A 12,847-nucleotide genomic window follows, 5' to 3' on the forward strand; every position below is an offset into this window, starting at 1 on the left:
TGGCTGGTCTCTGCCCTAAGGATACGTCGGCTTTCGGCGCCGGCACGACGGCTTGACAAAATCTGTGCAGACAGTTTCTAGGCACCGATCGACAGATCGGGCTGGGCTTCGATCCCGAACGTGCGGCGCAGCGCCGAACGCGCGGCGTGCCAGCCATTCAAACCGTGCACGCCCGGCCCCGGAGATGTCGATGCCGAGCACAGGTAGACGCCGTCGAGAGGGGTGTGCCACGGGTCTGGAGCGAACACCGGCCGCTTCAGCAACTGCAGGATGTTGGCAGCCCCGGAGGCGATGTCGCCGCCGATGTAGTTCGGGTTGTACTCCTCCAGGTCCATCGCCGTTCGACTCGACGACGCCAGGATGGTGTCGCGGAATCCGGGTGCGAAACGCTCGATCTGGGCCGTGACCGCATCGGTCTGGTCGATGTCGGATCCTGCTGGAACGTGCGTGTACGCCCAGGCCGTGTGCTTGCCGTCCGGTGCCCGCGACCCGTCGACGACGCTCGGCTGCGAGATCAGGACGTAGGGAGCGTCGCTGTGCCGCCCCGAGGCGACAGTGCGCTCGGCCGCGGCGATCTGGGCGCGGCTGCCGCCGAGGTGCACGGTACCGGCGTCGCCCACGGCCGGGTTCGCCCACGGGATGGGCGCATCGAGTGCGAAGTCGACCTTCGCCGCGGCGTTGCCGTACTCGAATGACTCCAGCTGTCGGGCGTAGGCGCCGGGCAGCCTGTCTCCGGCGAGCTCGAGAAGGGTCCGGGGTGTGGTGTCCAGGATGACCGCGCGGCTCGACGGGAGGGCGCGCAGGTCGGTGACCTCCGCATCCGTCACCAGGGAACCGCCATGGGCGATGAGGTCGTCGACCATGGCGTCGATGATCGCCTGCGTGCCACCGATGGGGATCGGCCAGCCGCGGGCATGGGCGTGTGCGGCGAGGGAGAGTCCAGCTCCGGCGGTCGTCGGACTCGGCATCGACCTGATGGCGTGCGCGGCGACGCCACTGAGCATCGCCGGGGCGACGTCGTCGGTGAAGCGCAGGTTCCACAGCGGAGTGCCCTGCTCGAGCACTCGGAGTCCCAGGCGGGCTGCGAGCACCGGGTGTTCGGGAACGCGGAGCAGGGTGTCGCCGGTGAGGCTCGCGACCCAGTCCGCCCTCTCCACGAGCGGCCCCATGAGTGCGGCGTAGGCGCGACCGTCTCGGCCGAGTTCAGCGGCCGTCCTCTCCAGGTCCACGTAGGCGACCCCGGCGCGACCGTCGTCGAGCGGATGCGCGAACGACGCCCCGGGCAACCGCAGGTCGATGCGCCGATGGAGCTGGAACTCGCGGAAGAACGGCGATGCGAGGGCGAGCGGATGCACCGCGGAGCAGACGTCGTGCAGGAAGCCAGGCAGCGTCAACTCGGCGGACCGTGCGCCGCCCCCCGGCGTCGAGTTGCGCTCGTAGACGACGACACGCAGGCCGGCGCGGGCCAGGGTGACGGCCGCGGCCATCCCATTGGGGCCGGCTCCGACGACCACGGCGTCGAACTCGGTCGTTGCGCTCATTGCGGGGGAACCGTCTCCGCGTGGGCCCCATGGAACGTCGACGGCTGCCGGCCCTCGGCGATGTAGGCGAGTCGGCGCAGCGTCTCGCGGTTCCGGAGGTAGAGCATCGGCTCGGTCAGGATGCGGGGAACCCAGTCGCCCGGCCCGGCGACGGGGTGCTCCTGGATGCGCACCAGGCATCCGTCTCCCCACGGCTTGACGTCGATGGTGACGCGGGCCTCGCCGATCGGCCAGCCCTTCGCGCGCATGACCGCGCGGTGGGGTGGCGCCCACTCCTCGCTCACGGTCTCGTCATCGATCAGCGCCGGCCACACGCCGACGGAATGCTGGAGCGTGCTCCGGGGTGAAGGCCACGCCTTGTCGACCGCGCGCATCCTGGATGCCCCGACCACCCAGACCGGGTAGAGCCATCCGTCGGCGAGCACCTCGAACACGGCAGCCGGCGGGCACGACATCCGCTTGACGTTGCGAGACACGATTGCACTCCTTCCGGCGCCGATGACGACGCACGTCACGGCTGGATCGCGCTGCGCGACCTGACTTCGACAGTACGGGGCGCCGACCAGTGGCGACAGTGCTTGACAGGGCGCTACACGGCGGTCGCAACCCGTTGACTCTCCGCTCGGGTCGGCGCAGAGTCTCCTCATGACTGCCAGCAGCCACTCCACCGCCGGCGACGGACCGGATCGTGCCCACCTCCGACCCGAGGGAGTCTCCGACGAGACCATCTCGGCGCTCGGCAAGCTGTCCGAGGCGCTGGAGGTCGCCGAAGACGCGCGCGGCCATCTGTACGCCTTCCACAGGCTCACCGGCCAGGCCGACCTCGCTCTGGGTGAGGCCGTCGAGCAGTTGCGCGATGCCGGCCACAGCGACCTGGCCGACAGGATCGAGTCGGAGCTCGTCGGCCGCAACGTCATCGAGGGGCGGTGGACCTTCCAGATCGTCGAGGAGTACGACGACGGCTACCACGCCGCGTTCGTCGAGCTTGAACGGCGGGCGCGAGACGACCTCGTCGCCGGCCGCAGGCATCTCTTCGAGGCTGAGATGAAGGAGGAGCGGCGCAGCCAGGGTCGCAGACACCACGAGGCGAGACCGGCCGAGTGACCGCTGCACCGAGGGTGGTCTGAGCGCCTCCGCAGCGCATCCACCGGCACACGGCAAGGGGTTGTGGGCTCCGGATGCACTCCGCGATGGTGGAGGCAGATGCGGCAGAGCGCCGTTCGGAGAGGACACCATGCCGCTCGTCGGATTTCATGCGTCACACGAACAGATCCACCCCGGCGCACTGCTCACCGCCGTGCAGCGGGCCGAGCAGGCCGGATTCCAGGCGGCCATGTGCTCGGACCACTTCGCGCCCTGGCTGCCGGAACAGGGCCACTCCGGCTTCGCCTGGAGCTGGCTCGCCGCGGCGCTCGAGTCGACGCGGCTCGAGTTCGGCGTCGTGACGGCGCCCGGTCAGCGCTACCACCCTGCGATCATCGCCCAGGCCATGGCGACTCTCGCCGCGATGTATCCGGGGCGGTTCTGGGCGGCCCTCGGCAGCGGGGAGGCGATGAACGAGCACATCACCGGCGACGCCTGGCCGGAGAAGCCCGTGCGCGATGCGCGGCTCGTGGAGTGCGTCGACGTGATCCGGCGGCTGCTCGCCGGAGATGAGGTGTCGGTCGACGGGCTCGTCACCGTCGACCGGGCGCGTGTCTGGAGTCTCCCCGAGGAGCCGCCGGCGATCTTCGCCGCCGCCGTCAGCGTGGAGAAGGCCGCATCGGCCGCCACGTGGGCCGATGGGCTCATCACCGTGGCGCAGCCCCCAGAGCAGCTGCGCTCCGTCGTAGACGCCTATCGCGACAGCGGGGGCTCCGGTCCGGTCTGCCTGCAGGTGCACCTGAGCTACGCCGCCACCGAGGACGAGGCTCTCGCCGTCGCGAACGAGCAGTGGCGCAACGGCCTGGTGCCGCCGTTGCGGTCCTGGGACCTTGACGATCCGTCCGACTTCGTCGCCGAGACGGCGGATGCCGCCCCGGACGCGATCCGGGGCCCGGTGTTCGTGTCGGCTGACGTTGCGGCGCACCTCGCCCACCTCGAATCGCTCGCGTCGATCGGGTTCGACAGGCTCTACCTGCACCACGTCGGACGCGATCAGGATCGCTTCATCGACGTCTTCGGCGCCGAGGTGCTCCCGCAGCTGGCGGGGGTGCACGCGTGAAGATCACCGACACCAGCGACCTGTGGTGGAAGACCGCCGTCGTCTACTGCCTCGACATCGAGACCTACATGGACTGGAACGATGACGGCTGCGGCGACTTCGAGGGCCTCGTGCACCGCATCGACTACCTCGCCGAGCTCGGGGTCACCTGCCTGTGGCTGATGCCGTTCCAGCCGACGCCCGACAGGGACGACGGCTATGACATCACCGACTTCTACGGCGTCGACCCGCGCTTCGGCAGCCTGGGCGATGTCGCCGAGCTGATCCGCACCGCCACCGACAGGGGCATCAGGGTCATCATCGATCTCGTCATGAACCACACCTCGAACCGGCATCCGTGGTTCAAGTCGGCTCGGAGCAGCCCGACATCGCCGTATCGCGACTACTACGTCTGGCGCGACGAGCCGCCGGCGACGCAGCCGGAGACAGTCTTCCCGGGCGAGGAGGATGGCGTGTGGGACTGGGATGAGAAGGCCGGCCAGTACTACCTGCACACCTTCTACAAGCAGCAGCCCGACCTCAACATCGCCAACCCGAAGGTGCGGGACGAGATCGCGAAGACCGTCGGGTTCTGGCTCGCGCTGGGCGTCTCCGGCTTCAGGGTCGACGCCGTGCCGTTTCTCATCGAGCCGCCTGCCGGTACAGAGATCGGCGACCCTCACGAGTTCCTGCGCGACATCCGCCGGTTCCTCGAGCGTCGGTCGTCCGAGGCGATCCTGCTGGGCGAGGTGAACCTGCCGTACGAGCAGCAGATCGAGTACTTCGGCGGGAGCCGCTCCGCAGAGCTCACGATGCAGTTCGACTTCGAGGCGATGCAGCGCATGTACCTCGCGCTCGCGCGTTCCGACGCGACGCCGCTCGCCGAGACGCTGGCGCGTCGACCGGCGCTCGAGCCCGAGATGCAGTGGGCGAACTTCGTGCGCAATCACGACGAGCTCACCCTCGACAAGCTCAGTGATCCCGAACGCCAGGAGGTCTTCGACGCGTTCGCCCCGGAAGACTGGATGCGGGTCTACGGGCGGGGCATCGCACGGCGCCTGCCACCCATGCTCGGCGGCGACCCACGCAGGATGAAGCTGGTCTACAGCCTCCTGTTCTCCCTGCCGGGAACGCCGGTGCTGTTCTACGGCGAGGAGATCGGGATGGGAGAGAACAAGGAGCTGGGCGGCCGGCTGACGGTGCGCTCGCCGATGCAGTGGACGAGCGAACGCAACGGCGGCTTCTCGCGTGCCATCCCCTCACGCCTCGTGGCCCGGCCGCCCAGTGACGGCTACGCGCCGGAGCACGTCAACGTCGAGGCCCAGATGCACGACGAGGAGTCGATGCTGCTGTTCATCCGCCGGCTGACCACCCGCTACCGGGCGTCGGCGGAGATCGGATGGGGCGCCCTCGAGATCCTCGAGCAGCCGGAAAAGTCGGTGCTCGCCCACCAGGTCACCGCGGACGTCGGCCGCCTCATCGCCCTGCACAACTTCGCCAACACTCCCGTGGTCGTGCCGCTCGCGCTCCAGGTCGATGGCGAGGGCTGGGAGCTGTCCGATCTCTTCGCCGTCACCCGCATCCCGGTCGACGAGCGTGGACGCGCCGAGGTGCACCTCGACGCCTACGGCTACCGCTGGCTGCGGTTGGTGGGGCCGGGGGACAGACGGCTGACCTGATGGTCTTCGCCGGCGCCGTTTCCGGCGCTGCCGACCGCCGGTGTCACGCCGGCGCCGGGAACGGGGTCGCCTTCAGCGTTCGGGCGAGGTGAGCCGTGTTGCGCACCAGGAGTGCGTTCGCGGTGGCGACGGCATCCGGAGTGGAGGCCAGGTCGGCGTAGTCGACGGTGTTCATCGCCTCGCCGTTCCAGTACGTCGCCGCCTGTGACGCGATGCTGAAACCGACGTCGATCAGGCCCTGATAGGCGTCGGCGATGATGGCGTGGGCGCCATCCTCATTGCCGACGACGGCGACGGCGGCGACCTTGCCGGCGAGGATGGCCCTGCCCTCGGAATCGGTCTCGGAGATCTCGGCGTCGAGGCGCTCGAAGACGCGCTGGGCCACGCTCGACATGTGCCCCACCCACGTGGGAGTCGCGAGCAGCAGGATGTCGGCGGCGAGGACCTTCTCGCGGATAGCGGGCCAATCGTCTCCATCGCCCATGTCGGCCTCGACGCCGGGGCGCACGTCGTGGTCGACGACGCGCACCACCTCGCCTGCGATGCCATCGGCGGCGAAGAGGTCGAGCACCTGGCGCACGATGAGGTCGGTGCTGGACGGCGCCGGCGACGGCTTCAGGGTGCAGTTCAGAGCGAGTACGGTCATCTCGGCGGGCATGGGGTGCCTTTCATTCTGGGTTTCCTCGGGTCATCCCATCCGACGCTACGAGGCCCAGCGCCGTCGCAGCAGGGGGTTGACCTGTCGGAGGTGGGCAGTAGCGTCGGTCGCATGAAGTACGGGTTCATCTTCACCGGCAGTGATCCGTCGCTCGCCGTCGAGCTGGCTGGGCTGGCCGAGCAGAGCGGCTGGGACGGCTTCTTCGTCTGGGAGGGCATCTGGGCGACCGACCCCTGGTCGACCCTCGCAGCTGCTGCCGTGGCGACGGAGCGCATCCGTCTGGGCACCATGCTCACCCCCGTCCCGCGGCGGCGGCCGTGGGAGCTCGCCGGTCAGACCATGACCGTCGACAGGCTCTCGGGTGGCAGGGTCATCCTGTCGGCCGGTCTGGGGGTTCCCGAAGACGTCGAAGCGCGATTCTGGATCTTCGAGAGCGATCCCGGGCGACGGGTGCGCGCAGAACAGCTCGACGAGAGCCTCGAACTGATGCAGAAGCTGTGGCAGGCCGAGCCGTTCGAGCACAGCGGTGCGCACTTCCGTGCGGAACGCACCGAGGAGATGCTGCCGCCGCCCATCGTGCAGCACCCGCGCATTCCCACCTGGGTCGTCGGCGTCTGGCCGCGCCTGCGGTCGATGCGGCGTGTCGCGCGCTACGACGGCTGGATCCCCAACTACGCGCCGCCGGGTGCGACGGGTGTCGCCGGCCCCGAAGCTCAGCAGGAGCACTACACGCCCGAGATCGCCGCGGAGGCCATCGCGTGGCTCCAGGACGAACGAGCGAGGCTCGGCCTGGCGGACCAGCCGTTCGATGTGATCCAGGAGGGCACCACGACGGGAACGAATGCCGCTGCCGACGCCGCACTCGTGCAGCCGTGGGCTGATGCCGGTGTCACCTGGTGGCTGGACTCGAACTGGCAGGTGCCGTCCGAGGAGGTGGCGTCCTATGCCCGGGCTCGGGTGATCGCTGGTCCGCCGAGGACGGCTCGGTAGGGTGCGCTTCGGCCGCGGACGCCGTCCGGGCCTCAGCGAGCGGGGGCTCCCCGTGCGCTTCGGCCGCGGACGCCGTCCGGGCCTCAGCGGGCGGGAGGGGGCTTCCGTTCGGCATCCGTGACTGAGAACTATTCACTTATCCGGTTCTGCGCCGTACGTTTGGGGGACGAGCGAACGGGGAGTGCACGTGAAGCGACGAGTCTGATCGTGGGTCGCGGCCCTCCTCGTCGCGGTATCGGCCCTCGCGCTCGTCGGTCTCACCACGTCTGCGATCGGCGCGACCGTCGCCCCGTTCGGCGTCCGTTTCCAGACGAACGACAATGGCGCGATCGCCATCGTCGGCAACCAGTTGCAGACCTGCCAGGCGGCGGCAGCCAATTGCATCGGCGCCCGCGCCGGGACGGCGCGCTTCAACAACAACTCCTTCTCCATGGTCAACCTCGACGTCGATTCCGATCCCTCGACGATCAACTCCTCGAGCGCCGCCCTCGAAGTGCCCGCTGATGGCGACGTGCTCTGGGCCGGCCTGTACTGGGGGGCTCGGTTGTCGGCGGGGCCGGGCGGTACGGCGGCGACCGGGGACCGGCGCACCATGGCCTTCAAGGTTCCGGGCGCGTCCGGGTATGAGGCCGTGACGTCGCAGGCGACCTTCGGACCGACCACCTCGGCCGACCGCGCCTACCAGGAGTTCGCCGACGTGACGGCTCTCGTGCGATCCGCCGGCGCCGGCGACTACTGGGGCGCCAACGTGCGCGGTGGCACCGGCGAGGACCGCTATGCCGGGTGGTCGCTCGCCGTGGTGTTCCGTTCGCCCGACCTGCCGTTGCGCAACCTCACCGTCTTCGACGGATTCGCCGATGTCGGGCAGGGTGAGCCGCAGACTGTCACGGTGAGCGGCTTCCTGGCTCCTCGAACCGGGCCAGTCGACGCCCAGCTCGGGATGGTCGCCTACGAGGGCGACTTCTCGGCTTCAGGCGACAGCGCTTCCCTCAACTCGACCCAGCTGGGCACCACGGTGTCTCCCGGCACCAACTTCTTCAACGGCTCGAATGATCGCAGTGGCGTCTCGGTCGCGACCCGCTCGACGTCCGATCGCAACATGCTCGGCTTCGACGTGAAGCAGCTCGGCGCATCAGGCGTCATCCCGAACGGTGCGACCTCAGCCGACTTCCGCTTCACCAGCAGTGGAGACCGATACTTCCCCGGCGTGCTCACCACCGCCATCACCCTGTTCGCCCCCGACTTCACCCCGTCGACGAAGTCGGTCGTCAACCTCGACGGCAATTCGCCGGCGCGCCCGGGGGACACGCTGCAATACACGCTGAACTTCAGCAATGTCGGTGGCGACCCCGCAGCCGAATCCGTCGCCTCTGACCCGCTTCCCGCAGGCACGAGCTACGTGCCCGGGTCGCTCGAGGTCGTCGCGGGTGCCGGTGCAGGTGCGCAGACCGATGACGCGGGCGACGATCAGGCCGAGTACGACGAGGCCACGCGCAGCGTGCGGTTCCGGGTCGGTGCCGGTGCTGATGGGTCGGCCGGCGGCATCCTCGCACCCGGGGCAGCGACGACGGTGCGATTCTCCGCTGCCGTCACGGATGCCGCCGCCGGAACCACCGTCACCAATGAAGCCCAGCTCGACTACGTCGCCCAGACAGTGGGAAGTCGCTTCACGTACCGCCTCCGTCCGGTGTCGACCCCGGTCGACGAGGTGGCGAATCTCGCCCTCACAAAGACGGTATCGCCCGATCCTGCTGAGGCGGGAGGTCCTGTCGCATTCACCATGACCGTGGCCAACGATGGACCGAGCCCCGCCGACGATGTGGTCGTCACCGACCCCATCCCGACCGGGATCTCCGTCACCGATGCGACGTCGACCCAAGGGACATGCGACTCCGACGCGGATGCTGTCACCTGCACCCTCGGCACGCTGGCATCAGGCGCCACTGCCACCGTCGTCGTCACCGGGACCAGTGACCCCGGGTCGACCGAGACCTCGGTCACCGACATCGCCTCGGTCTCGTCGGCCACCTCCGATCCCGATCTGAGCGACAACACCGCTGGCGCCACCGCCCAGCTCGCCCAGGCCGCCGACCTCATCATCACCAAGACGGCAGCTCCGACGACGGTCGTCCCGGGTGGCACCACGGCTTTCACGGTCACCGTGACCAACACGGGCCCCTCCACGGCGCGCAACGTGACAGTGAACGACGCCGTCGACGACACCACCGCTCTCGCGCTGCTCGATGCCGGAGGCGAGGGTGCGACCTGCTCCCAGCCCCTGCCCGCCGTGCAGTGCAGCATCCCCGAACTCGCACCCGGTGCGTCGGTCACCGTGGCCCTCGACGCACTGCTGACGCCGGGATCGGCCGCCGGCACAACCGTCACGAACCAGGCGACGGTCAGTTCGGTCACCCCCGATCCTGACGTGGACAACAACCAGGCCACCGCAACCGTGACCGCCGGGCAACCGCAGGCCGACGTCTCGATCGTGAAGACCGGCCCTGCGTCGGTCGTGGCCGGTCGCACTCTGACCTATGCCATCACCGTGAGCAACGACGGCCCGTCGGATGCCGCTGACGTGCAGGTGTCCGACCTGCTGCCGACCGGAGTCATCGCGACCTCGGTCGCCTCGACCCGCGGCACCTGCGCCCTCGCCGCATCCGTCGAGTGCAGCATCCCGGTCCTGTCTGCTGGGATCTCGGGCTCGCCCGGCGCAACAGCGGTGATCACGATCCAGGCGGTCGCCGACGGTGGCGCCCCGATCGGAACGGCCACCAACACCGCAACCGTCACATCATCCACGTCCGACACCGACACCTCGAACAACTCCGCGAGTGCTTCAACGGATGTGACGGGTGTCGCCGACATCGTCGTCACCAAGACGGCGACGCCGAACCCCGCCGTCGCGGGGAGCCCGATCACGTACACGATCACCGTGGCGAACACCGGCCCATCGACCTCACGCGGCGTCGTGCTGGACGACCTGCTGCCGCCCGAATTCGACTTCGCTTCAGCCGCACCCAGCCAGGGGAGCTGCGCCGTCCCCGACGCCTCCGCCCTCGTCTGCGACATCGGCGACATCGCGAACGGTGCGGCCGCCACGCTCGACGTCGTCATGAACATCCCCACCGACTACACGGGTGCTCCGGATGCCGTCGAGACCGTCAGCGCCACGAGCGACACCAGTGATCCCGACGACACGAACAACACGGCCTCCTGGACGGCCACGACAAAGGTCAGCGCAGACCTCAGCATCTCGAAGCAGGCGCCGGCGACGGCCGCATCCGGATCGCAGTTCTCATACACGATCAGCCCGCGGAACGCCGGGCCATCGAGTGCGGCCGACACGATCGTGAGCGACCCTCTGCCCGCCGACGTGACGTTCGTGTCGGCGACCTCCCCGTGCACGGCAGCAGGCGGCGTCGTGACCTGCGACCTCGGCACCCTCGATCCCGGCGAGGACCCCGACCTGACCGTCACAGTGCAGGTCGGCGGAAACGTGAACATCCGCACCCTTCTCAGCAACACCGCGACCGTGGGCTCGTCGACCCCGGACCCGAGCCAGGCGAACAACAGTGGCACCGCTGTGACGGAGACCACGGCCATCGTCGACCTGTCGGTCACCAAGGAGGCCTTCTTCGGATCGACGGCCCCGGGCGGACAGGACGTCTTCATCATCACCCTGGCCAACAGCGGGCCATCGACCGCCCGCGCGGTCTCCTTCACCGACACCTTCGAACTGAGCGCCGGTGCTGTCGTGCTGCAGGGCGGCACGTGCGAGATCACCAGCGGAGACCTCTCCTGCACGATCGACGGGCTGAATCTCGCGCCCGGCGCGAGCACGCAGGTCTACATCGGCATCATCGCTCCCTCCTCAGCCCAGCCGGGCACCTACCTGAACACCGTGCGGGCGTCGACATCCACGCCGGAGTCCGACGCCTCGAACAATGTCGCGACCTTCACCGAGACCATCACCGATCCCGTCGCCGATCTGGCCGTCGTCAAGACGCTGCTGAGCGACCCTCTCGTCGCCGGTGGAACCTTCAGCTACCAACTCGAGGTGAGCAACGTCCGGTCGGCGACGGCCGCGTCCGACGCCTCCGACGTCGTGGTGACGGATGACCTCCCGCCCGGGCTCACAGCCACGAGCGCGTCTCCGAGCCAGGGCAGCTGCTCTGTGTCAGCGACCCAGGTGACCTGCGACCTGGGCGTGGTCCCCGGTCAGGTGGCGGCGGAGCCCTCGCCGCCGGTGACCGTGACGGTCAGCGGAACGGTCGACTCGCAGCTGAGCGGGTCCGTCGGCAACAATGCCGACGTGGAGAGTTCGACGCCGGACCCGGACGACAGCAACAATGAGGTGCTCGTCACCTCGACCGTCGAGGCTCGGGCCGACCTCTCGATCACGAAGGCGGCAGACACCGACCCGCTCGTGGCGGGCGGCAGCGCCGCATACACCGTGACGATCACCAACGCGGGTCCCTCGAACGCCACCGGCGTAGTTCTCACCGACGTGCTCGACGGCGCCATCGCCTTCATTCCCGAGGCGAGTGATCCCTCGTGCAGCCAGGCCGATGGAGACGTGACCTGCACTCTGGACACCATCCCGGCCGGCGAGACGCTGACGGTGCGGGTCGCCGGACGCCTCGATCCGGCGACCACGGTCGCAGAGCTCTCGAACACGGCATCCGTCGCCTCCGACACGTTCGACCCGACTCCAGGCGACGAGAACACGACGATCACGACTCCTGTGGTGCACAACGCAGACCTGCGGCTGCACAAGACCGTCGACAGCGCGACGCCTCCGGCCGGAGCTCCGGTGACCTACTCCCTGACGCTCGACAACGACGGGCCATCGAATGCACGCAATACCTCGATCGTGGATGCACTGCCCGACGGTGCCGAGCTGGTCGACGTGACGCCGTCCGCCATGGAGTGCGTCACGTCGCCGGCCCCCGTCGTGGTCACCTGCACCGCTGCGGGGCTCGCGGCCGGCGGGGTTCAGGGCGTCGCCATCACGGTGCTCTTCCCCGACGGCTCGCTCCCCGGTGCGATCGAGAACACCGCAACGGCGACGTCGGACACGACGGATGCCGATGCCGGGAACAATGTCTCCTCGGCGATCGTCGACCTCCAGGTGGTCGCCGACACCGCCATCACCAAGACCGTCGTCACTCCGCGCCCGACGATCGGCGAGCCGGTGACATTCCGCCTCAGAGCGGTCAACCTCGGGCCGGCCACCGCGCCCGCGACTGTCTTCACGGACACGCTCCCGGCAGGAACCACCCTGATCTCCGCGGTGGTCGAGGGGTCGACATCCGTCTGCACGACTGTCGAGCTGGAGGGGAACATCGTCGTGACCTGCCCCGTCGGAGCTCTTCCGCTCGGTGGCACGTCGACCGTCATCCTCACCGTCGACACCGCGGACCTCGCCACGACGACCTTCTCCAACACCGGCTTCATCGGGTCGGGTGCGCTCGACCCGAGCACGCCAGACAACGAGGCCACCGCGCTGGTGACTCTGCTCGCGGTCGCCGAGCCACCGCCTCCGACCGACCCGCCCTCGACGGATCCACCGCCGACGGATCCGCCGACGACGTCGCCGGGAACACCCCCTCCCGGCGATCCGGGGACCGGTCCGGCCGGTCCGGCCGCCGGCCCGTCCGGTGTCGACAGCGCAGGACTCGTGAGCACCGGTGTGAACGCCGCGTCGGCTCTCGCGCTGGCCTTCGCGCTGATCCTGCTCGGGGGAGCCGGCCTGGTGCTGCGGCGTCGAAGCGGCGCACGCTTCCGGTGATGG

The 12,847-nt window shown here is 69.2% G+C and carries 8 protein-coding genes; 5 read left to right on the forward strand and 3 right to left on the reverse strand.

Annotation, left to right across the window (positions count from 1 at the left end):
• Positions 1–77: 77 nt before the first annotated feature.
• Complete coding sequence (locus tag ASC59_RS14555) at positions 78–1,541, reverse strand: phytoene desaturase family protein (protein WP_055824469.1); 1,464 nt, start codon at positions 1,539–1,541, stop codon at positions 78–80.
• A complete protein-coding gene (locus tag ASC59_RS14560) occupies positions 1,538–2,017 on the reverse strand; it encodes an SRPBCC family protein (protein WP_055825660.1) in 480 nt (159 codons plus the stop codon). The genes ASC59_RS14555 and ASC59_RS14560 overlap by 4 nt, the downstream gene beginning before the upstream one ends.
• 169 nt (positions 2,018–2,186) lie before the next feature.
• Between ASC59_RS14560 and ASC59_RS14565 the strand changes: the two genes are divergently transcribed.
• The 3 genes from ASC59_RS14565 (at position 2,187) to ASC59_RS14575 (ending at position 5,402) form a co-directional block, all read left to right on the forward strand.
• Positions 2,187–2,645 carry a hypothetical protein gene (locus ASC59_RS14565; RefSeq protein ID WP_055824471.1) on the forward strand — a complete coding sequence of 153 codons (459 nt, stop codon included), beginning with the start codon at positions 2,187–2,189 and terminating at the stop codon, positions 2,643–2,645.
• Between the two features lie 130 nt (positions 2,646–2,775).
• Entirely contained in the window at positions 2,776–3,744 is a 969-nt protein-coding gene (locus ASC59_RS14570; RefSeq protein ID WP_055824473.1) for a TIGR03885 family FMN-dependent LLM class oxidoreductase, read from the forward strand.
• Positions 3,741–5,402 carry an alpha-amylase family protein gene (locus tag ASC59_RS14575; RefSeq protein ID WP_055824476.1) on the forward strand — a complete coding sequence of 554 codons (1,662 nt, stop codon included), beginning with the start codon at positions 3,741–3,743 and terminating at the stop codon, positions 5,400–5,402. The genes ASC59_RS14570 and ASC59_RS14575 overlap by 4 nt, the downstream gene beginning before the upstream one ends.
• Before the next feature lie 43 nt (positions 5,403–5,445).
• On the opposite strand, the gene ASC59_RS14580 is transcribed toward ASC59_RS14575, so the two are convergent.
• Entirely contained in the window at positions 5,446–6,060 is a 615-nt protein-coding gene (locus ASC59_RS14580) for a flavodoxin family protein (protein WP_235492744.1), read from the reverse strand.
• A gap of 111 nt (positions 6,061–6,171) precedes the next feature.
• On the opposite strand from ASC59_RS14580, the gene ASC59_RS14585 reads away from it, so the two are divergent.
• Both ASC59_RS14585 and ASC59_RS14595 read left to right on the forward strand, forming a co-directional pair.
• Entirely contained in the window at positions 6,172–7,050 is an 879-nt protein-coding gene (locus tag ASC59_RS14585) for an LLM class flavin-dependent oxidoreductase (RefSeq protein ID WP_055824481.1), read from the forward strand.
• Between the two features lie 349 nt (positions 7,051–7,399).
• A complete protein-coding gene (locus ASC59_RS14595; RefSeq protein ID WP_157488159.1) occupies positions 7,400–12,844 on the forward strand; it encodes a CARDB domain-containing protein in 5,445 nt (1,814 codons plus the stop codon).
• The last annotated feature ends 3 nt before the right edge of the window (positions 12,845–12,847 follow it).

Source organism: Leifsonia sp. Root1293, assembly GCF_001425325.1.
Classification (GTDB): domain Bacteria; phylum Actinomycetota; class Actinomycetes; order Actinomycetales; family Microbacteriaceae; genus Orlajensenia.

Coding starts and splice junctions, on each gene's coding strand:
- ASC59_RS14565 (WP_055824471.1), top strand. CDS start 2,187: ATGACTGCCAGCAGCCACTCCACCGCCGGCGACGGACCGGATCGTGCC.
- ASC59_RS14570 (WP_055824473.1), top strand. CDS start 2,776: ATGCCGCTCGTCGGATTTCATGCGTCACACGAACAGATCCACCCCGGC.
- ASC59_RS14555 (WP_055824469.1), bottom strand. CDS start 1,541: ATGAGCGCAACGACCGAGTTCGACGCCGTGGTCGTCGGAGCCGGCCCC.
- ASC59_RS14580 (WP_235492744.1), bottom strand. CDS start 6,060: ATGCCCGCCGAGATGACCGTACTCGCTCTGAACTGCACCCTGAAGCCG.
- ASC59_RS14585 (WP_055824481.1), top strand. CDS start 6,172: ATGAAGTACGGGTTCATCTTCACCGGCAGTGATCCGTCGCTCGCCGTC.